Source organism: Candidatus Dependentiae bacterium (assembly GCA_018897535.1).
Lineage (GTDB): Bacteria > Babelota > Babeliae > Babelales > UASB340 > UASB340.
Window position 1 is genome coordinate 1 of sequence record JAHIKO010000034.1, and the last position, 21,701, is coordinate 21,701.

The window sequence follows — 21,701 nt, forward strand, 5'->3', positions numbered from 1 at the left end:
TACCAACTCCCACTACACTAACATACAAAACAAAAAGTTATTTCAATAACAACCCTTTCTTTTTATTTTAAATTTTAAATATTTTTGAAGATGTCTTCATATTATTTGTAATCAAATTACCTTTAAAAACAACATTATCTAAAACAACAGAAGTTCCGTCTTCCAATTTTATATTAGATAAATCTAAATTTCCTTCAAATATAACATTTCTAAAAATTATCTTTTTTTCAAAAAAAGCACCCTTTTTAAATTCACATCCGGAAAAATTAACCGTGCTTTTAAATATAATATTTTCAAAAATCATATTTGTAGTCAATGTTATATCTCTAAAATACATTGGCCAATTAAAAATTTTATTTTTTCCATTCGGTTCAAAACTAATTGTATTATTTATTATTGCACCATCAAAATAGTAAACAGCTGTGTCTGCAAAATCTTGAGGAGTCAAAACACCTTTAAATGGGATAGTTCTTTTTTCTTTACTTAATTCATATTTAGAATCTTTTAAAAACCAAACACCTTTTTTATTTTTTTCTTTATTAATTTTTAAGTATGATAACAAGAATTTTTTAATATTTTCTTTAGTTTTAGCTTTTTTATAATCTTCAAAACCATCTACAAAAGCCTGAAAAGATACTGCCCCAGATGTAAATATTACATTACTATTTTTTATTTCAATATATTTTTCATGATCTATTCCAATTGGTGAAAGTTCAACAGCAGTTTGACGCTGTTTGCTATTTACACTATCAAGAATAATGCGTCCGCCATTTTCAACAATCATTCCATCAAACTTTAACTTACCTTTTATATAAACATTTTTCAAAATTAATGTAACACCGCTGTAAATATTAACATTTGAAAAATCCAAATCGCTTTCAAATTCTACATTTTCAAATGTAATGGTCTTTTTTCTAAATGTTCCGGATTTAAATATGCTACCGGCAAAAGAAACCGGCTTTGTAAATCTAACACCATCAAACAAAATATTATTTGTTGTTGTAATTTTTTTAAATCTTACATCTTTTTCAAAAAGATCTCCCGCTATTTTATTTCCAAATACGTTTCGCGCTTGATCATGAGATCTAAAAATAAGTTCATCTTTTAATTGTGCACCACTAAAATCTATAAATTTTATATCTATATCATCACTTATAATTGGAGTAATATAATTTATTTCGCCGGTTTCAGATATAAAATCAACTATTTCATGAGGTTCAGTACCTTTATAATAGAACGTTTCTAAACCCTCTGCTTTTTCTATTTGACTGAACAAGCGTAATCCGGTAGAAATAGCGAGCGAATAATAATCCGTCATGCCATTTCTGTCAATTTTTTTAAGATCTTCTATTAATTTAGATTGATCAATATTCGCATCCATATCTGTTTTTACATCTTTTTCTAGTGCAAAGCAAAACTGTCCAAAAGATATTAATAAAGTAAAACTTAGAAATTTTTTTACTAATTTAAAATTCATAAAACGCCCCTTAAAATTTTTTAATTTATCTAATAGATAAAAGCATAAAAAATTAATAGATAAATTTTAAAACTAAATCAATAAAAAAAAATTTTATCCCAAAAGTACTCGTTCATCAGGGTATTTATAAAGTTGTTTTTCTTGTGTTTTTCTCAATGCTAAAACCAAGGTTAATGCACCAAGGCGACCAATAATCATTAAAACAGATAAAATTAATTTACCCGATATGGATAAAAATGGAGTAATACCTGTTGAAAATCCAACAGTAGCAAATGCAGAAACAACTTCAAACATAATCTGTATAACACTAAACTGCGGATCCGTAATAAGCATTAAAAATGTTGAAAAACAAACCAATGTTAAAGATAAAGAAAATATTACCGATGTTTTAAAAATTTGCTCCGATGGAATATTTCTTCCAAAAATTTCCACACTGTCTTTATTTCTAACAGTTGCAATAATTGTTGCCAAAAAAATTGTAAACGTTGTAACTTTTATACCGCCACCTGTGGAAGATGGACTAGCACCGATAAACATCAAAATTAAAAATATAAAAATTATAGGTAATCCAAGTCTTCCTATGCAAATAGGATCAAACCCTGCAGTACGCGTTGCAACAGACATAAAAAATGCATTAATTATTTGATCAAATAAACCAAAATCTTTTAAACTATTTGTTCTTTCAAGAAAATAAAATAATACAGTTCCACTAAAAACTAAAATTGAAGACATGAATAAAACAACTTTTGTATGCAAAGATGTGACCATTTTTTTAGGTTCTTCACGCCACCAATTTTTGATTGATATAATTATATTGTTGCCAAATTCGTACCAAACTATAAAACCTACACCTCCAAATAATATCAATGTTGCCATTGTTGAAAGCGTTAACCAATGTTGTTTAACACAAAACATTCCGGGTTCAAAAAGTGAAATTCCTGTATTACAAAATGCAGAAACCGAATGAAATATGGCATAAAAAATAGCTTTATCCGATGGTAAAATTTTACTAAACGAAATATATAATAAAAATGCGCCAATGGCTTCAATGATAATTGTAAATCCTATTATCATTTTTAAAAAATTCTTAATTTTACCCCAAAATTCAAAATCCAAAATTTGTCCCGCAAAAATTTTTGTCGTAAAACTTAAATTTAGAACAAGTGAAACCATGAAAATGGATAAGGTCATAAGTCCAAGACCACCAATTTGAATCAATGCCAAAATTACACACTGACCAAAGAATGAAAAATAGGACATTGGAACTGTTAAAAGTCCAGTTACACATGTAGAAGTTACGGCAGTAAAAAAAACATCTACAAATGACATATCCACAATTCTAGACATTGGTAGCGCAAGCAAAATTGCACCTGTAAAAATCACAAATAATAAAGAGACGAGCAAAATTCTGCCCGGTGATATTTTGGATATTTTTATTTCCGGCATAAAGGTCCTTTTATTAAGTCTCTATATAAAAATAATTATTCATTTGTAAGACTATACTAAATTAAATTTCGCATGAAAAGAATTTGCAGTTTTTATTATATTTTCAATATTGGAATGCTCAAACTCCATATCCAAAACAGATTTAATCTTTTTATTATCTGCAATTAAAATGTCAACATCACCCGGTCTGCGATCAACATATTCGATATTTAATTTTGCACCAACAACTTTTTCAACAGTATTAATAATTTCACGAACGGAAAAACCTGTTCCGGAGCCTAAATTAAAAACATCTGAATCATTTCCGGCCTCAAGATATTTTAACGAAAGAAGATGTGCTTTTGCCAAGTCTTGAACATGAATATAATCTCTTATACAAGTACCGTCAGCTGTTTTATAATTCGTTCCAAAAACTTTAAATATTTTATTATTTTTAATTGCTTTCAATATTAGTGGAATTATGTGAGTTTCAGGATTGTGTATTTCGCCCAAGTCGTTTTTATAATCAGCTCCGGCTGCATTAAAATAGCGAAGCGAAACATATTTTAAATTATATGCATTTGCATAATCACGCAGTATAAATTCTACTGCAAGTTTATTTTTACCGTATGGACTTATTGGATTAAATATATGATTTTCATCCATTGGAATTTTTACCGGATTTCCATAGATGGCACATGAAGAAGAAAATATAATTTTATTTACGTTATATTTTAACATGCTGTTTAAAAAATTAAGTGTGTTTACAACATTGTTTTGATAAAATTCGGCAGGTTTTAAAACAGAAATTCCAACTTCAATAAGTGCTGCAAAATGCATAACTGCATCAATTTTATATTTTGTAAAAACAGAATCAAGCAAATTTTGGTCTGAAAAATCTCCAACTATCAATTCAGCCCAAGAGTGCTCAAATTTTTGGTTGTGCAATAACTTATCAATAATAACTACTTGATACCCATTTTGATGCATTAAGTATGCAGTATGACTACCTATATACCCCGCACCGCCAAGAATCAAAACAGTTTTTTTCATACTAAACTCACCGTTTATTTTTATTTTTTTTAAAATGTGATTATTTTGTTATTATGTTTAGCATATTATTAAAATAAGACTAGATATTGAATAAAAAATTTTCAAAGACTAGATCCCGGCTCGGTGGCCGGGATGACACCCTCGGAGCGCATAACACGCATAACACACACTGAGCGTTTTGTCATCCTGAACTTGATTCAGGATCCAGTCTTATAAACAAAAGGGTATTTATGATAAATAAAGTTAGAGGCACACAAGATTTATTGGATTTAACTTTACAAAATTTTATTTTGGATCAGCTAAAAAAACATGCTCAAATCTATAATTTTTCACAAATAGAAACACCAATACTTGAACATACAAAATTATTTGTACATTCACTTGGCGAGCAAACCGATGTGGTATCAAAGGAAATGTATGTATTTCCTGCAGAAAATGATGAAGACAGTATCTGCTTAAGACCCGAAGCAACCGCCAGTACAATAAGAGCCTATTTTGAAAATAATGTTGAAGAAAAGCCATATAAAGTATTTAGCTTTGGCCCAATGTTCAGGAGAGAACGCCCCCAAAAGGGCCGTTGGCGCCAATTTGACCAATTAAATTTTGAAGTAATTAACACCGAATCAATTTCTCAAGATGTGCAATTTATAAAAATGCTTAACTCATATTTTTCTACAACATTAAAACTGGAAAAATATATTTTAAAATTAAATTTTCTTGGATGCCTGGAAGATAGGAAACAACACAAAGAAGCCCTTAAAAATTATTTGAATTCCGTAGATTCTCAGATTTGCGATACATGCAAAGTTAGAAAAGAAACAAATATTTTACGTATATTTGATTGCAAAAATGAAAGCTGTCAAAACGCATATATAAAAGCGCCAAAGCTTACGGACCATCTTTGTGAAAGTTGTTCATCGCAATGGAACGATATAAAAGAAAAATTACAAATATTATCTATAAATTTTGTAGTAGATCCAACGCTTGTTCGTGGCCTTGATTATTACAATAAAATTGTGTTTGAATTTGCATCAACCGAATTGGGTGCTCAAAACGCATTTTGCGGCGGCGGCAGATATTCTTTAGGCCGTGAAGTTGGTGCAAAAAATGACTTTCAGTCGGTTGGAGCGGCAATTGGACTTGGCCGACTTTTACTGCTGGTCGAAAATAATAAACATAAATTAAATATTCCGGAAAATCAGCCACTCTATTTAATTTTACCCATGGAAAAAGAGCAACATAATTTAGCACTTTTACTTGCTGACGAATTACAATCAAATAAATTTTGTGTCGACGTTTTATTTGAGGGTAATATAAAAAACATGATGAAAAAGGCTAATAAAATTGGTGCCAAAAAAGTTTTAATTATTGGGCAAGATGAGCAGGACACGAATACTGTCACAATTAAAAATATGCTTACAGGCGAAAGCATTAAAGTAAAACAAGGCGACGTTATTAAAAGCTTATAGCGTAATTTTATTTACCCAGATTATAAGTAACAAAAAAACCGCTACAAACAAAACTGAATCAAATCTATCAAAAAGCCCCCCGTGCCCCGGTAATAAAATTCCGGAGTCTTTTATATTTACACGTCGCTTAAGCTTTGATTCAAAAATATCGCCAAGAAATGCAACAACCGTAATTAACAAAGAAAACAGAAAAATAGCTAGAAACGAATTTAAATATAAAACAAACGGAAAGCTTTTAATTCCGGGTAAAATAAAAATATTAAAAATAAATACCGATATAAAGCCACCGAATAAACCTTCCCAAGATTTACCAGGACTTATTGTTGGACAAATTTTATGTTTTCCAAGCATTTTACCTAAAAGATATGCTCCTGTATCTGCCACCCAAGAAACTATAAATGGATAAAGTGGAAAAATAAAATCGGTACTTCTATATTTTATGGTCAAATATATAAGAGTAAAAATTGGCAATATTGGATATAAAAAAGCTACAAGCCAAAATTTGAAACTTCTTAATGGTAAATTTATAAGAGTTGGAAGTTCAAAAAATAACATGATAAATAGTATTGCAAATAAGATAAATACAAATAATAGTAACGAATGAACATAAGAACCAAAAAAACAAAACCCTAAAATTAGCCCACTTGCAAATCTTTTGAAATTTTCATTTTTTAATAAGCTCATCTTTATACACTACCCTTCTTAAAATTAAGCCACAGGCATCTGCCTTTAATAATATTTGTTTATGATCGGGATTTTTTAATAACCCTTCAAGATATGATAACGATAAGTGGTCTTGTCTTGCAAGATCTAATGCATAACCTATCATTCTTCTTATTTGATAGCGTAAAAAAGATTTACCTGTAATTTCTATTCTTAAAATATTTAATTTTTTAATTTTTCTAACAACAATTTTATCAATCGTTCTAATTGTAGATCTATTGTCACTCTTATCCTGTTTACAAAAAGAAGCAAAATCATGCTTACCAATATACAAATTAAGTGCAGCCTGAAATTTTTGAATATTAACATGATCTATAAAATTATAGTACCAACCAAATCTTGAAATAAATGGTAACGGGCGCTTTAAAAACAGTTGATAATAATAAGTTTTATGTGAAACATTATAAAAAGGATGAAAATTATTGTCAGCAACTTTTATATTTCTTATTAAAATGGATTTAGGCAACAGTCTGTTCCAACTTTCCATTAAAATCTGGGGGTCTAAAACCAAATCTGTTTTTACCCTGGCAACTGCACCGATGGCATGAACTCCGGAATCGGTTCTGGATGCGCCAAGAATATCTACCGGAACCAAAAACGCATGCTCAAAGGTTTTTTTTAAAACCGATTGAATGGTTAAATCACCGGGTTGATGCTGCCAACCGCAAAAATCAGTTCCGTCATAAGCTATTGTAATTTTATAAACAGGCATAAATTTAATCCAAATAAAAACCCCCATCCTGACAAGAATGCCGCGGACAGGGGAAATGGAGGTTATCAATATTTATTTAATTAATTATAAACTACTAAAAAATAAATTGCAATATGATTTATTATAAGAATTTACTACATGTTCAATAGAATATCGCTTTTCTATTAACTCAATATTATTTTTACCCATTAAAACTCTTAGCCCTTTATCTTCATAAATTTTTTGCATAGCATCTTTTAGGGCCAATAAATTTCCGGGTTCGACAAGTAATCCATTAATATTATTTTCAAGCAGATCATGTCTATCTGAATATTTTGTACTAATAATTGGCAAACCAAAAGCCATAGCTTCCAACAAAGCAATCGAGAGCCCTTCACTTTTAGACGAAATAACAAAACAATCAAAAATTTTATAAAAGCCATAGGGATTAGTCTGATTTCCCATAAATATAATTTTTTTACTTAACCCCAACGAATTTACAAGCTCTTTTAAAAAAAATTCTTGTGAACCTGAACCAACAAAACATAGCTTTGTATTTTTTATATCTTTTTTTAATGAAGCAAAAGCTCTAATTAGAACATCGTAAGATTTAACAGTCTCCAAGCGGCCAACGGCACCGAAAACAAAATCACTTGAATTAAAACCCAAGAAACTTTTATCTATATTTTGAGATTTGGATTTAATTAAATTTATATCTATACCATTTTCGATAACTGTAATTTTTTCATTTAACTTTTCAGCCTGTGATTCAAAGCATTTTAAAAAACCATTTTTTACATTATTGGAAACAGCAACATATTTATCTGCTTTTAATAAATTTAATTTTTCTAAAAATATTCTTATTCTTCCATCATGCAAAAAATTACTGTGCAAATCGCAAATTATTGGAATTTTAAGAGAAGATGCTATAAATTTTGAATAAAAGTTTGCCAACCATAAAGAAGAATGTATTAAATCCGGGGATATTTTTTTTATAATTTTTTTAAGTTTTAAATATGCGAAAATATCATATTTACTAAAAAGCCCATCTATTTGAAAAGTTTTTATGCCTAAATTTTCTATTTTTTCCCTGTTGGGACCTGAATAAAAATATACAACATAATGTATGTTTCCATCATTTATTGTAGCAGATAAAAAATTGGCGAGCGCCGATTCGGCCCCGCCAATTTTTAAACTAGTTATAACATGCAATATTTTCATACAAACAAAACATGTGTTTATTCTATACCGTCAGAACCTGACATATCATATTCTTTATCAAAAAAACTTTGTAAGCGTTTACTTCTGGATGGATGTCTTAATTTTCTTAACGCTTTTACTTCTATCTGACGAATACGTTCACGAGTAACGGAAAAATCTTTTCCAACCTCTTCAAGAGTATGCTCGGAAGCAACATCTATACCAAAACGCATTTTTAATACTTTTTCTTCTCTTGGAGTTAAAGATTTTAAAACTTCACGAACTTTTTCTTTTAAATCGTCATTAACAACTGCATCCATCGGTGTATATTCATTTTCATCTTCAATAAAATCTTTTAGATAAATATCATCACTATCTCCAACAGGAGTTTCCAAAGAAATAGGCTCTTTTGAGATTTTTATTATATTTTTTATTTTTTTCTCATCAAGATTTAATTCTTTTGAAAGCTCTGCATAACTTGGCTCTCTGCCTTGATTTTGCATATATGTTCTTGTAATTTTGTTAATTTTGCTCAATGTTTCAACCATATGAACAGGAACTCTAATTGTTCTTGATTGATCTGCTATGGCTCTTGTAATAGCCTGACGAATCCACCAAGTTGCATATGTTGAAAACTTAAATCCTCTTTCAAATTCAAACTTTTCAACAGCTTTTAACAATCCAATATTACCTTCTTGAATCAAATCCAAAAAGTGTAATCCCCGGTTAATATATTTTTTTGCAATATTAACAACAAGACGCAAGTTCGCTCTTGCCAAATCATCTTTTGCTTCTTTATCTTTTCTTTGTGCAATAACAAATTGAGTATAATATGTATTAATTTTATCCAATGGAATTCCGGCTTCGCCTTCAGCTTTTTTAATAAGCTTTGTTGCCATACGCACCTGATTTTCCATCTCTTCAATTAACTTTAAATCTTGCTCTGTAGGCTTTTTAATATTTTTATAAAATACTAATTTTTCTTCAACAACTTTTATCTCGTCTTCACGTTCTCTAATTTTTGATACAATTTTTTCTATTTTTTTGCCAAATTTATAAATAAGCTTATTGGCAACTTTTATAGTTTTTATAGTATCAATTCTTGACTGCTTATTTTTTTCAACTTTTAAAAGCATCTCTTGTTTATTGGTTTCATTGTCAAGTTTACCACGATAAGATCTATAAATAGACTCTTCCTGTAAAACAAGTGATTTTAATTCGCCAAGACTTTTTAAAAATTTAATTTTTTCTTCTTCAAACTTTGGAGAATTATCTTCACCAAAATCTGAAAATTGAATAAGGTCTTTTAATATTGCAGGATCTTTTTGTAATCTTTCTTCCAATGCCAAAAGATCTTTTACAACAAACGGAAATCTGGCTATTGTATCGATAGATTTTATTTTACTATCCGCAATTGTATCGGCAATAACTTTTTCAGTTGCTTTATTCAAAAGTGGAATTTTTCCAATTTCTTTTAAATATAATTTAACAGGATCATTCAATTGAGATGCTTCTGAAAAAACTTTTAAGCTTTCAACCTCTTTTTCAGCATATGGTTCTGAAGATATTGAAACTTGCTCTAGAGAACTTTTTATATCAACTGATTTATCTTTAAATGACGACTGCTCTTCTTTTGAAAAATTACCAAGATCTTCAGCTTGTGCAGCAAGTTCTTCTTTTGAAAGCAAATCAATATTTTCTTTTTCAAAAATATGAAATAATTCAGAAACGTCTTCTTCTTTTAATTTATATTTTCTAGCAAAAGCAACAACTTCTTCGATACTCAAAACACCAATTCTCTTACCTTTTTCAATTAGCACTTGAATCTTATTGTTTATTTCACTTAATGCATATGATTTTTCTTTTTTCTCAATTTTTACAACTTTTTTAGATTCAACTTTTTTATCTTTTTTTATTTTTTGTAATTCCGGTTTTACTATTTCTATCTTTGGCTTAACTTCTTTATTTAATTCTTTTTTTATCTCAGGCTTTTTTTCAAGTTTAATTTCTTTTTTTACAACTTTTGGCTCAATCTTCTTTTCAGGCTTAAGCATTTTGCCAACGCTCTGTTTTATTTTTTTTACAAATTTTCCCAAAATTTTAGGTTTTTCTTCTTTTTTTATTACACTTTTTTTTACCGTCACTTTACTGTTTTTCAAACTATGCCCCCTTTTTAATAAAACTTTTTTGTTTTTAGACTCCAATTTTTTAGCTACATGTTTTTTTGTAACTATTTTTTTTGTAACAGCTTTTTTAACAATTTTTTTTGAATTTTTCTTATCTAATTTATTTTTATTTTTTTTCATATCAAACCCCTGGCCTGTATACCATCTTTAAGTCGGCTAAACAGCATAAACAAATCTTTTGCTCTTTTTTCATCACCATCTTTTTGAGCATTATGCATTTTTAATTTAATATCCTGCATAATCTGCCTCCAATTTTTCTTGGAAAAAAGCAACAATAGCTCATCAAAAATCTCTTTTGATTTACTTTGATCAAACTTTAAGCTACAACCAACCACCCAATCCCTATCCAAGTTATCAAGACTTTCCAAAAACAAGTTAAATAGATCAGCCGAAGAATTATTATTTAATATAATATTTTGTAATTTTTTTAATAAAATCTGAATATGATCAGAAAAATATTCTATTAAATCTTCAGGGACAAAAAACTTATCGGTTTTGTCTATGTTGTTTATTATAACAGAAAATATATGTTCCTCCAAAGAGGTTGATCCATCTATTTTGTTATTTTCAATGTTAACGTTTTCTTCCAACGCGGGTAAATTTGAATCATCTATATTTTTAGCTATATTTTCAAAAACAATGCCGGTAATGGAAGAAATGGATAACCCCATAATTTTTGCAGCTCTATGTATTAAAATTTCTCGTTTCAATGAGTCATCTATTTTTGCAATCAAATTTAAAATTTTACGTCCTGTAATCATTTGATCGGATAAAACAGATTCTGAAAAATTTTGGCCATTTTTATCTATAAAAAATTCAAAAATTGATAAAGCAGAATCTATTAATAAATCCAAATTATGATTTTTTTCCAAAAATGATGCCGGATCTTCAGAACTTGGCAACTTAATAACTTTTAATTCAAGATCTACATTCCAACAAAGTTCCGTTAACCGCAATATTGCATTTTGCCCTGCGCTATCACCATCATAAAGCACATAAACAGTATGAGCATATCTTGATAAAAGCCTTAAATGATCAACGGTGCAAGCAGTACCCAAAGTTGCCACAACATTTTTGTAGCCATACTTTGTCATAGCAACGCAATCCGTATAACCTTCAACTAAAAACAAATACTTTTTTTCTGTTATATAATTTTTGGCTCTATCCAAACCAAATAACAATTTACCTTTTAAAAACCAACTTGATTCTTTGCTATTATAATATTTAGCTCTTTCATCCGTAGATCTAAAAATACGCCCGCCAAAGCCACAACATCTTGAGAGAATATCGTTAATTGGAAATATTATTCGTTCTTCAAATGGGGAATATAAAACCGATTTACCCGATACAAGAATTCCTGCATCAATAAAATCTTTTGCCATAAGTTTATTTTTTCCGGCAAATCTCAAAAGGCTATTTATATTTCTAGCACCACCCGGAAAATATCCTATACCAAAATAATTTATTAAATCATCATCAATATCCCTTTGATGTAAATAATTTAAGGCATCCGGAGATTGCAATAATTGATCTTTTATCCATTCTGAAAATATATTACATGCATTAAAATAGTTATTTTTGGATTCCAAATTTTGACCAAAATTATTTAAAAAATTATCTTTTATTTCCTGCGGCAATTCTATTTTATATCTATCAATAATATATTTTGCCGCTTCAAACTGAGACAAATTTTCTTTTTTAGATATAAATGAAATCAAATCACCTTTGGCATGACAGCCAAAACAATAAAAAATTTGCTTGTCCGGACTTACGGTAAATGATGCCTCTTTTTCATGATGAAATGGGCATGGAGCCTTCCAATAATTTCCGGCCTGTTTTAACGGCACATATTCAGCAATGACATCCACAATCGAAAGACTGTTTTTTAAAAAATTAAATATGGGCATAGTAAAATTACTTTTTTTTACGAATGTAAATCAACGCTATAAATGATAATATTAAAATAACAAGAGCAACTATTTGATAATAAGAAATCAAATCAAATCCGGAAATAAAATCTCTATCGCCTCTAAAAAAATCTATACAAAATCTAGATAGACTCGATAGAAATAAAAAACTAAATATTAACTCTCCATTTTTATGCGAAAAATATTTTGCTCGAAAATAAATAATTAAAAAAACTAGAAAAGAAAAAAAACTGGAAAAAAGTTGCGTTGGATAAAGAGCCATATTAAGAGGTGCAAGGCCATCAGGATTTGTGAATGTTACTGAACAAAATTTATGTAAACCGGCATCAGCACCATAACAACATCCGGCCAAAAAGCACCCTATGCGTCCAAATCCTTCAAGTAATCCGGCATAAATAGCGACCAAATCAAAAAGAGGTAAAATTTTAACTTTTTTAATTTTTAAATAAATTGGCACAATTAGCAATATACCTAAAACAGAACCCATGATCCCAAAACCACCAACCCATGGATAAAATATTTGCAAATAATTATCTTTAAAAAGATCCAATTCATATAGAACAAAAATAAACCTACCGCCAACAATTCCGGCAGAAAGCCCTATAAATAAAAGATTTAAAAAATTTTCGTTAGAAATCAATTTAATACGTTTTGGATTTTTATATAAAAAATAGCTAAAAAATAAAAAACCCACAGCTATCATAACACCGTAACTGTGGATCCACATAGGTCCGAAAATATGTAATAATTTTGGATACATAATTTCTCTTGGTTGCGGGGGCTGGATTTGAACCAGCGACCTTTGGGTTATGAGCCCAACGAGCTACCAGGCTGCTCTACCCCGCGATAAAACATTTTTTCAATTAATTATGCCTTAATTATAGGGGCATAAATCACTTTGTCAATTAATGAAAAAATAATTTATTTAAAATTATTTTATAATTTTTCCACTCTTAATTAAGCGATTAAACCTATTTCCCATAAAATATGCAACAACTATCCAAATGCCAATAATTCCCAATGATACGATTGAGCCAAAGTAAAGTAAAACTTCAGGCGTCTGATTTAAAAATTCATTAAAACCTGAACCCAATGCCTTTGCTCCACGAGCTCCAAACATATCAATCCAGCCTTTTGCTTTAAATTTTGCATCACGACTTGTCGGAATATACATAACTTCTTTTGCTGGATTATTAAGAGCATAGCTCAATCCCTTGGCAATAATTACAACCAAAAAAGTTACCCAAAGTAAATTTTTTGGGGCCAAAACATTTAATCGTATAAAAAAATATAATATCGATATTGCTATTCCTATAGAAACCGGAAATGCCAATAAACAAAAGCGTAATCCCATTTTTTTAATTAAATAACCTGTGCCAAACAAAGCCATAACCAAAGCAAGACCATTTGTAGCCATTCCAAACATACCAACAAAAGAAGTTAATGCCTCTTTGCTGGCATACTCAGGTAAACCGGATGCCTGAATCATCATTTGATAGTCAACAATTGTTGAAACAATTTCAAAAAATATAACTAAAAGTAAAACTCCAAATAAATATGGCCGAGTTAATGTTAGCTTTAATCCTTCAAAAAAGCCTGTTTTTTTCTCCGGACGCAAATCTTGTTGCCCACCAATTAATTCATCTTTTGGCATAACTAGCATAAACTTTTTTATAACTAAAATTACCGAAATAATACAACCCGTTGCAAATGCAAATAAAAGTGGTAGCCCAAAAGTTGTCGCATTCCAAGCAAGAAATGGCCCTGTAATTGCTCCCAATTGCGCACCGGCTATAATTAAAAAATAGCCTCTCTTTGCTGACTGAGTATCGGTTGTACTTGCAACAAAAGACCAAAAAAGTGCAACCATTATTGAGCCGTAACTTTCAACCATTACATAGGTAATCCATCCAATAATTTGAATAAATTTAAAATAAAAAGATCCGATATCTCCAAATGGAAATATAATTAAAATAGAAACGAAACCAAAATATATTGCAAAAAAAGAACCTATTATATAAAAAAGTTGGTGCCTGTGAAAAATATCAACAAGCTTACTATAAATAAGAACAAAAATTGAAATCACAATCAACGATAACATCTTGGCTCTAGGCTGATAGATACCGCCAACAACATTAAAGAAAAAACCATCTTTTAATGTTTTTAACAACCAATAACTACCTATGGTAAAAAAGAAAGCCAATGAAAGTAAACTAAATTTTTGAACTTCCTTACTACTCAAATCCTTACCAAAAAACCTAAAAAATCGCGTAAACATACATTCTACACTTTCTTGTTAAATGGTTATCCTTTTAATCAAAAAGAAAGTATATCATAACCGATAAAATTAAAATTTAAAATAAAAAAAAGCTGACATTTCTGTCAGCCTTTTTTTAAAAAATATATAAATTAATTATTCAACAATTTTTCCATCTTTTGTAAGTTGTTCAAATTTATTACTTACAAAAAATGCAGCAACAATCCAAACACCAATAAAACCTAATGATAAAATTGTACCATAAGCCATTAATGCATGAGGTGAAGCTTTCAAGAAATTTGTAAAAGATGCACCCAATGCTTTGGACACTCTTCCACCAAACATATCTATCCAACCTTTTGATTTAAATTTTGCATCTTTACTTGTTGGAATATACATCATTTCTTTTGATGGATTATTTAATGCATAACTTAAACCTTTTGCAATCATCATAACTGCAAAAGTTAACCACAACATTGTTGAAGCATTAACATTACCAAAAGCATAAACGCCATATAATATAGCCATTGCACTGCCAAGTACTATTGGGAATGTTAATAAGCAAAAACGAAGGCCCATTTTTCTCATTAAATAACCGGTTCCAAGTAATGCCATTACAAAAGCTAAGCTGTTTGCAGACATTCCAAAAACACCCATAAAGGCTGTAAATGATTCTTCGGATGCATATTGAGGCAATGCTTTTGCTTGAACCTTCATTTGATAGTCAACAATTGTTCCGACTATTTCATAAATTGTTGCAACAGCAAGAATTCCAACCAAATAAGGTCGTGTTAATAATAATTTTAATCCTTCCATAAAACCTGTTTTTGCTTTTTCTTCAGATTTTACTTCTTGTTTATTAACTTCAAGCTGCTCTTTTGGCATAACTTTTATAAAATATCTAATTGTAAACATCATAGCTACAATTGCCAATGTTCCAATTGAGAATAATAAACGCATTCCTACAGACTCTGCATTTGTAGCTACAAATGGTCCAACTATGGCACCAATTTGAGCGCCAACAATTATCAATGAGTAACCTTTTTTTGCTGCTTTTGCATCAGATATACTTGCAACAAAAGACCAAAATAATGCAACAACTATTGAACCAAAACTTTCAATAATAAAATAAGAAGCCCAACCGAAAAATCTTAATATTTCAGGATTTATTGCACTTTCACCGGTTCTAGGCAACCCAATAACAAATGCAACGCTTGCAAAAAGAACTGTATAGATTGAACCCAATATATAGAAAAGTTTATGCTTTTCTACCATATCTACCAATTTTGAATAAACAATAACAAGAAAGCCTACTATAAAAACTGATATCATTTTTGCTGCAGGCTGATATTTTCCACCAACAACGCTAAAAAAGAAACCGTCTTTTAATGGTCGCAATAACCAATATGTTCCAATTATGAAGAAAAAAGCTACAGACAAAATACCATATTTTTTGGTTTCATCTACAGATAAATCCGGCCAAAAAAAACGAATGATTCGAGCTAACATATGCTCCTCCCATAAAAAAAATAATAAATTTACTATAAATCTTTTGTCTAAAACATTTTAGCAACAAGCTAAAAAATCCCCCGTGGCTTAAAATAAAAAAGCCCCCCTGTAAATTTTAAATTATAAGGGAAGCATTATTATTCAAGTCAAACCAGCAAAGACAAATATAATTTTATCAAAAACTAAATATCAAGCAAATTAAAAAAAAATATTTTTTACAAATAATCAACAATTAATAAAGCATTTCCATTATGGATTTTTAAAAAACCGCCATAAATATCCATAGTTTCTGTTTGTAATGATCCATTTTTTTTATAAAAAAATTTAGATCGCTCTTTTAAAATTGAAATAAAATCAATATGATCTGGACCTATAAAATATCCACCTGCAGGTGTTTGAAAATCTATGAATTCAACATTTGATATAATTTGATTATTTGGTGCAACTATTTTTAGCTCAAAATATTTTTTATTTTCCATAAATTATTTTATTTCTACTTTATTTTTTTCTGCAACATCTTCAAGTGTTCCAACCATATAAAATGCAGCTTCAGGAATATTATCACATTGACCTGAAACTAATTTTTCAAAATCTTGAACCGTTTTTTCTCTGGATACAAATCTACCCGGAATATTAAAAAATTGCTGCGCTACAAATAATGGTTGAGTTAAAAATTTTTGAATCTTTTTTGCTCTATAAACTACCAATTTATCGGCATCCGAAAGTTCATCCATTCCAAGAATTGCAATTATATCTTGCAACTCTTTATATTTTTGTAAAATTTTCTGAACAGCTCTTGCCACGTCATAATGAAGATTTCCAACAATTGACGGCTTTAAGCCATTAGAAACGGATTCCAACGGATCAACTGCAGGATATAAACCGGCTTGTGAAATTTTTCGCGAAAGAACCGTACTTGAATCCAAATGTTGAAATGTTGTAGCAGGAGCAGGATCGGTATAATCATCTGCCGGCACATAGACAGCTTGAATTGATGTAATTGATCCATTTTGAGTACTCGTAATGCGCTCTTGAAGCATTCCCATCTCAGATGCAAGTGTAGGTTGATAACCGACGGCAGAAGGCATTCTGCCAAGAAGTGCCGATACTTCAGAACCGGCTTGAACATATCTAAATATATTATCAATAAATAATAATGTATCTTTTTTCTCTTTATCTCTAAAATATTCCGCCATAGTCAATCCGGTCAGACCAACCCTTAATCGAGCGCCGGGCATTTCACCCATTTGACCAAAAACAAGGGCCGTTTTATCTATAACTCCGGAAGCTTTCATCTCAAGCCAAAGTTCATTACCCTCTCTTGTTCTCTCACCAATTCCAACAAACACTGAGTATCCGCCATGCTCAATTGCAACGTTTCTAATTAATTCTTGGACTAAAATAGTTTTACCAACACCGGCACCACCAAATAGCCCTATCTTGGATCCCTTTACATAAGGACAAAGTAAATCCAAAACTTTTATTCCGGTTTCCAAAATTTCATCGGTAATCTTTTGTTCTATAAGACTTGGAGCTTGACGATAAATCGACCAAAGCTCAACATTTTCCAGATCGTTACCTCCGTCAATTGGATTACCCAAAACATTAAATATTCTTCCAAGAACAGCTTTTCCAACCGGAACTTTTATTGGAGACTGTGTATCTAAAACAATTGTACCACGCATTACTCCATCTAAAGGTTCTAGCGCTATGCATCGCACAACGCCATCACCAAGATGCTGTGCAACCTCAAGACTTATCTCTTTTGTTAAAAAGTTTTTATTATCATCTTTATTTAGAATAATAAGTTTATTGTAAATGTCCGGAACACTATCTTGTTTAAATTGCACATCTATTACAGTTCCACTAATGCGTAAAACAGTACCTTGGTTATTCATATTTTAAAGCCTTTGCTCTTATAAAACATATTTTGCAATGTATTTATAGAAATTATTCCAATAGAAAATTTTTGTAAAGCATATGAAAAAACAATAAAAATTTTGTATAATTTAGTATACTTTTTTAAAAAAGAAGAATAATTGAGGAATATTTTATGAAAAATTTAAAAGTAATAATTTTATTATTAACAGTTTCCATAGTTACTGAAAAACAAGCATTAACCAAACAACAAAAAACAAAAAGTCCAAAACCCATATCTATAGAAAAAGATAAAACCGTTTTTAAATTGGTTAACGATAATTACGTTCCACTAAATAAATCTGAAAAACAAAAACAAAAGACTGAACTTATTACCATATTTGTTCATGGAACAATAATTCCATATCCATCAGTATCAAACGCCATTAAAACTATGCGTGGTGACAAAAAATCACCTTTAAAACATGAGACATTTTGGCACAAATATATAAACAATTTACGTTTTCAGGGATTTTATCAATATCAACCCATAGATGACCTTGGATTAATTAAAATTAATTTAGAAAAAACTAAAAATTTAAATATACATGAAAATATAAGCCATGAAATAACCAATATATTTTCAAATAATTATAAAGCTCTAAAAAAAGATTATAAAAAATACTCCTATTATACATTTGGCTGGTGTGGCCGACTGGATGCTCAAAGAAGACTGGAAAGCGCTGAACAATTTTATAAAGAATTAATAAAAGAAATTGAAAAATTAAAAACAAAAAAAATAGTTCCGGAAATACAAATATATGCTCATTCACACGGGGGTAATGTTGCATTAAACCTTGCGAATATAGAAAAAAAACAAAATAAAAATTTAAAAATTAAAAAATTGGTACTTTTTGGAACCCCCGTTCAAAAAGAAACATCCGATTGCATAGGTTCAAATGTCTTTGAAAAAATATACAGTTTTTATTCAAAAGGCGATGATGTCCAAGTTGCAGATTTTATATCAACTAAAAAACATAAATCCAATCGCAAATTTTACACAAAAGAAAAACCATTACCAAATAAATTGGTTCAAGTTGAAGTTAAATGTGACAAACTAAAACCAAGACACAGTGAATTATGGATAACAAAAACTCGTGCGAACTTAATGTACAGAGATAGACTATGCATATCACCATATCCGGTATTGATTTTTGAACCATCAATTACAAATCAGATAGAAAATAATTTTAAAGATTGTAATAACATTAAAGTAAATATCAGAAAAACAAAAAAACCTAATAGCTTTGATGTATCAATAAAAGATTTTCAGAAAAAGCATTTAGATAAAAAACATTATACGATAAACATACCCGCAAATAATCTTAATAAAGTTTAATTAAAGTTAATTTTATTACTGTTTTTTATTAAACTCACAATTGTGATAAACTTTATTAAATTAATTTAAAATAAAAATTAAAGGACCTTAAATGATAACGAAATTATTGGCAAAAGTATTTGGAACAAATAACGAAAGAGAATTAAAATCTTTAAGACCATTAATTCATCAAATAAATTTGCTTGAAGATCAATTTATAAATCTAACTGAACCGGAATTAATGCAAAAGACATATGATTTTAGACAGAGACTTCAAAACGGTGAAAGCCTTGATAACCTTCTGCCCGAAAGCTTTGCACTTGTCCGAGAAACAGCAAAAAGAAAATTGGGAGAACGACATTATGATGTTCAGCTTATAGGTGGAATAACTTTGCATAAAGGTCGTGTTGCAGAAATGAGAACCGGTGAAGGAAAAACTTTAACGGCTACACTCCCATTATATCTTAATGCTCTTGCAGGTAAGGGCGCACATCTTGTAACGGTTAACGATTATTTGGCAAAACGAGATGCCGAATGGATGGGAGAAATCTACAATACTTTGGGCATGGAAGTTGGTATTATTCAAAATCAAATAGATGATTCTGAAAGAAAAAGGGCATATGGAGCAGATATTACTTATGGAACAAATAATGAATTTGGTTTTGACTACCTAAGAGATAACATGAAATTTAATCTCTCAGATTACGTTCAAAGAGATTTAAATTTTGCAATAGTCGACGAAGTGGACTCCATACTTATAGATGAAGCTAGAACTCCATTAATAATTTCAGGCCCAAGCGAAAAAGGCAGTGATCTTTATATTAAAGCAAATAAAGCTGTGCAATATTTGAAAAAAATAGAAGATTATGAAGTTGATGAAAAAGAACGAACTGTAAATTTAACCGAAACAGGCATAGATAAACTTGAAAAAAGCTTATCAGTAGACAATCTTTATGCTCCGGAAAATATTTTAGTTTTACACCATGCACAACAAGCTCTAAAAGCAAATGTTCTATTTAAACGAGATGTTGATTACGTTGTAAGAGAAAATGAAGTTTTAATAGTTGATGAATTCACTGGAAGAATTTTAGCCGGTCGACGTTATAGTGATGGACTACACCAAGCACTTGAAGCTAAAGAAGGTGTAAAAATAGAAAGAGAAAATCAAACGCTTGCAACAATTACACTACAAAATTATTTTAGAATGTATAAAAAATTATCCGGTATGACAGGAACTGCAGAAACAGAGGCAACAGAATTTTATAATATATATAAACTGCCAATAACAGTTATACCAACTCACAAACCAATGATTAGAAATGATCAATCCGATATAATATTTCTGTCAAAAGAAGATAAATTTAAAGCCGTAATAGATGATATAAAAAATAGTTACAATCAAAAACAACCGGTACTTGTTGGAACTATAGCTGTAGAAACATCCGAATATTTAAGTTATTTATTAACAAAACAAAATATTCCGCACAACGTATTAAATGCAAAACAGCATGAAAGAGAAGCTGACATCGTAAAAGAAGCCGGCGAACCAGGAAAAATAACAATAGCCACAAATATGGCCGGTCGAGGAACCGATATAAAAATAGGTCAACAAGTAAGAGAAATTGGTGGCTTAAGAATAGTTGGAACGGAACGTCACGAAAGCAGAAGAATTGATAATCAGCTTCGAGGTAGATCCGGACGTCAGGGAGACCCGGGATCATCAAAATTTTATTTATCATTAGAGGATGATCTTGTCAGAATTTTTGGCGGTGAAAAATTAAAAAATACAATGGAACGCCTCGGAATGCTGCCCGGAGAAAGTATTGAGCATAAAATGGTTTCCAGAAGCATTGAAAACGCTCAAGAAAAAGTAGAAAAACATAATTACGAAATCAGAAAACATCTATTGGAATATGATGACGTTTTAAATCAACAAAGAACAGTTGTATACCAATATAGAAGAGAAATTTTAGAAGGTGCAGAACAAACTCAATTGCTTATCAAACAAATGCTTGGCGATATAATTTCGAATTTATTTGCAATTCATTGTCCAAGAGCAAAGTGTGATTTAATTACACAAAATACAATATATGAATCAATAAAAAATGTAACACATTTGGATAAAGAAATTTTTGAAAACGCAAATTTAAATCCAACCGATTCTGCAACTTTTGAAACAAATTTATACAACTTTTTAATTTATCAATATGAACAATACAGAAAATTGCTTGATCCAGAAATGCTAAAAGAAGCTGAAAAATGGGTTTTACTCGAAACCATAGATCAAGCATGGAAAAAACATTTACAAAATATTGATTACTTAAAAGAAGGTATTGGTTTACGTGGTTATGGTCAAAAAAATCCATTAATAGAATACAAAAAAGAAGCTTTCGATTTATTTCAAGATATGATGTACCAAATCAAGTGGGATATTATAAGAATGATATTCAGGATGCGTCCTGAAAATTTTGATGCTGCACGAGTTCATGAAATTGAAAAAGAACGCGAAAAAGAACTTGCCAATGCGCAAGTTGGCGGATCAATTGAA

Annotated in this window: 16 protein-coding genes and 1 tRNA gene; 3 read left to right on the forward strand and 14 right to left on the reverse strand. The window is 29.9% G+C overall.

Features of this window, described 5'->3' with window-relative positions:
• Positions 1 to 67: 67 nt before the first annotated feature.
• The 3 genes from KKE07_01855 to galE form a co-directional block, all read right to left on the reverse strand.
• Positions 68 to 1,477 (reverse strand): pentapeptide repeat-containing protein, encoded by a 1,410-nt coding sequence (locus KKE07_01855; protein MBU4269603.1) that lies wholly within the window; start codon positions 1,475 to 1,477, stop codon positions 68 to 70.
• 93 nt (positions 1,478 to 1,570) lie between these two features.
• On the reverse strand, positions 1,571 to 2,923 hold the full coding sequence (locus tag KKE07_01860) for a potassium transporter KtrB (protein ID MBU4269604.1): 1,353 nt from the start codon (positions 2,921 to 2,923) through the stop codon (positions 1,571 to 1,573).
• Positions 2,924 to 2,974: 51 nt separating this feature from the next.
• Positions 2,975 to 3,955, reverse strand: coding sequence for a UDP-glucose 4-epimerase GalE (galE, locus tag KKE07_01865; GenBank protein MBU4269605.1), 981 nt, complete (start codon positions 3,953 to 3,955; stop codon positions 2,975 to 2,977).
• Between the two features lie 230 nt (positions 3,956 to 4,185).
• Here galE and hisS point away from each other — a divergent pair, with 230 nt between their 5' ends.
• Entirely contained in the window at positions 4,186 to 5,424 is a 1,239-nt protein-coding gene (hisS, locus tag KKE07_01870) for a histidine--tRNA ligase (GenBank protein ID MBU4269606.1), read from the forward strand.
• Here the strand turns inward: hisS and KKE07_01875 are convergent.
• The 11 genes from KKE07_01875 to atpD all read right to left on the reverse strand — a co-directional run bounded on the left by KKE07_01875 (position 5,419) and on the right by atpD (position 17,816).
• Positions 5,419 to 6,108, reverse strand: coding sequence for a phosphatidate cytidylyltransferase (locus KKE07_01875; GenBank protein ID MBU4269607.1), 690 nt, complete (start codon positions 6,106 to 6,108; stop codon positions 5,419 to 5,421). The two genes, hisS and KKE07_01875, sit on opposite strands and share 6 nt — an antisense overlap.
• Positions 6,089 to 6,859: a tRNA pseudouridine(38-40) synthase TruA gene (gene truA, locus KKE07_01880; protein MBU4269608.1), complete on the reverse strand. Its 771-nt coding sequence runs from the start codon at positions 6,857 to 6,859 to the stop codon at positions 6,089 to 6,091. Before truA ends, KKE07_01875 begins: the two co-directional genes overlap by 20 nt.
• 84 nt (positions 6,860 to 6,943) lie before the next feature.
• The gene (locus KKE07_01885) at positions 6,944 to 8,059 is read right to left on the reverse strand and encodes a glycosyltransferase (protein MBU4269609.1); all 1,116 of its coding nucleotides are present in this window, start codon (positions 8,057 to 8,059) and stop codon (positions 6,944 to 6,946) included.
• 17 nt (positions 8,060 to 8,076) lie between these two features.
• Positions 8,077 to 10,344 (reverse strand): RNA polymerase sigma factor RpoD, encoded by a 2,268-nt coding sequence (rpoD, locus tag KKE07_01890; GenBank protein ID MBU4269610.1) that lies wholly within the window; start codon positions 10,342 to 10,344, stop codon positions 8,077 to 8,079.
• Positions 10,341 to 12,131: a DNA primase gene (gene dnaG, locus KKE07_01895; GenBank protein MBU4269611.1), complete on the reverse strand. Its 1,791-nt coding sequence runs from the start codon at positions 12,129 to 12,131 to the stop codon at positions 10,341 to 10,343. Before dnaG ends, rpoD begins: the two co-directional genes overlap by 4 nt.
• 7 nt (positions 12,132 to 12,138) lie before the next feature.
• Positions 12,139 to 12,912 carry a prolipoprotein diacylglyceryl transferase gene (locus KKE07_01900; GenBank protein MBU4269612.1) on the reverse strand — a complete coding sequence of 258 codons (774 nt, stop codon included), beginning with the start codon at positions 12,910 to 12,912 and terminating at the stop codon, positions 12,139 to 12,141.
• Positions 12,913 to 12,921: 9 nt separating this feature from the next.
• Positions 12,922 to 12,998: transfer RNA gene (locus KKE07_01905), tRNA-Met, on the reverse strand.
• Positions 12,999 to 13,083: 85 nt separating this feature from the next.
• On the reverse strand, positions 13,084 to 14,430 hold the full coding sequence (locus KKE07_01910; GenBank protein ID MBU4269613.1) for a hypothetical protein: 1,347 nt from the start codon (positions 14,428 to 14,430) through the stop codon (positions 13,084 to 13,086).
• A gap of 135 nt (positions 14,431 to 14,565) precedes the next feature.
• Entirely contained in the window at positions 14,566 to 15,918 is a 1,353-nt protein-coding gene (locus KKE07_01915) for an MFS transporter (GenBank protein ID MBU4269614.1), read from the reverse strand.
• Positions 15,919 to 16,133: 215 nt separating this feature from the next.
• A complete protein-coding gene (locus tag KKE07_01920) occupies positions 16,134 to 16,397 on the reverse strand; it encodes a hypothetical protein (protein MBU4269615.1) in 264 nt (87 codons plus the stop codon).
• 3 nt (positions 16,398 to 16,400) lie between these two features.
• Positions 16,401 to 17,816: a F0F1 ATP synthase subunit beta gene (gene atpD, locus KKE07_01925; protein ID MBU4269616.1), complete on the reverse strand. Its 1,416-nt coding sequence runs from the start codon at positions 17,814 to 17,816 to the stop codon at positions 16,401 to 16,403.
• A 155-nt stretch (positions 17,817 to 17,971) separates the two neighbouring features.
• On the opposite strand from atpD, the gene KKE07_01930 reads away from it, so the two are divergent.
• Both KKE07_01930 and secA read left to right on the forward strand, forming a co-directional pair.
• Entirely contained in the window at positions 17,972 to 19,174 is a 1,203-nt protein-coding gene (locus tag KKE07_01930) for a hypothetical protein (protein ID MBU4269617.1), read from the forward strand.
• 91 nt (positions 19,175 to 19,265) lie between these two features.
• Positions 19,266 to 21,701: preprotein translocase subunit SecA (gene secA / locus KKE07_01935; protein ID MBU4269618.1), on the forward strand; the 2,436-nt coding region annotated here is incomplete at its 3' end.

Bases quoted from the DNA above. Each gene is read 5' to 3' on its own strand.
- KKE07_01855 (MBU4269603.1), bottom strand. From the start codon at position 1,477: ATGAATTTTAAATTAGTAAAAAAATTTCTAAGTTTTACTTTATTAATA.
- KKE07_01860 (MBU4269604.1), bottom strand. From the start codon at position 2,923: ATGCCGGAAATAAAAATATCCAAAATATCACCGGGCAGAATTTTGCTC.
- galE (MBU4269605.1), bottom strand. From the start codon at position 3,955: ATGAAAAAAACTGTTTTGATTCTTGGCGGTGCGGGGTATATAGGTAGT.
- hisS (MBU4269606.1), top strand. From the start codon at position 4,186: ATGATAAATAAAGTTAGAGGCACACAAGATTTATTGGATTTAACTTTA.
- KKE07_01875 (MBU4269607.1), bottom strand. From the start codon at position 6,108: ATGAGCTTATTAAAAAATGAAAATTTCAAAAGATTTGCAAGTGGGCTA.
- truA (MBU4269608.1), bottom strand. From the start codon at position 6,859: ATGCCTGTTTATAAAATTACAATAGCTTATGACGGAACTGATTTTTGC.
- KKE07_01885 (MBU4269609.1), bottom strand. From the start codon at position 8,059: ATGAAAATATTGCATGTTATAACTAGTTTAAAAATTGGCGGGGCCGAA.
- rpoD (MBU4269610.1), bottom strand. From the start codon at position 10,344: ATGAAAAAAAATAAAAATAAATTAGATAAGAAAAATTCAAAAAAAATT.
- dnaG (MBU4269611.1), bottom strand. From the start codon at position 12,131: ATGCCCATATTTAATTTTTTAAAAAACAGTCTTTCGATTGTGGATGTC.
- KKE07_01900 (MBU4269612.1), bottom strand. From the start codon at position 12,912: ATGTATCCAAAATTATTACATATTTTCGGACCTATGTGGATCCACAGT.
- KKE07_01910 (MBU4269613.1), bottom strand. From the start codon at position 14,430: ATGTTTACGCGATTTTTTAGGTTTTTTGGTAAGGATTTGAGTAGTAAG.
- KKE07_01915 (MBU4269614.1), bottom strand. From the start codon at position 15,918: ATGTTAGCTCGAATCATTCGTTTTTTTTGGCCGGATTTATCTGTAGAT.
- KKE07_01920 (MBU4269615.1), bottom strand. From the start codon at position 16,397: ATGGAAAATAAAAAATATTTTGAGCTAAAAATAGTTGCACCAAATAAT.
- atpD (MBU4269616.1), bottom strand. From the start codon at position 17,816: ATGAATAACCAAGGTACTGTTTTACGCATTAGTGGAACTGTAATAGAT.
- KKE07_01930 (MBU4269617.1), top strand. From the start codon at position 17,972: ATGAAAAATTTAAAAGTAATAATTTTATTATTAACAGTTTCCATAGTT.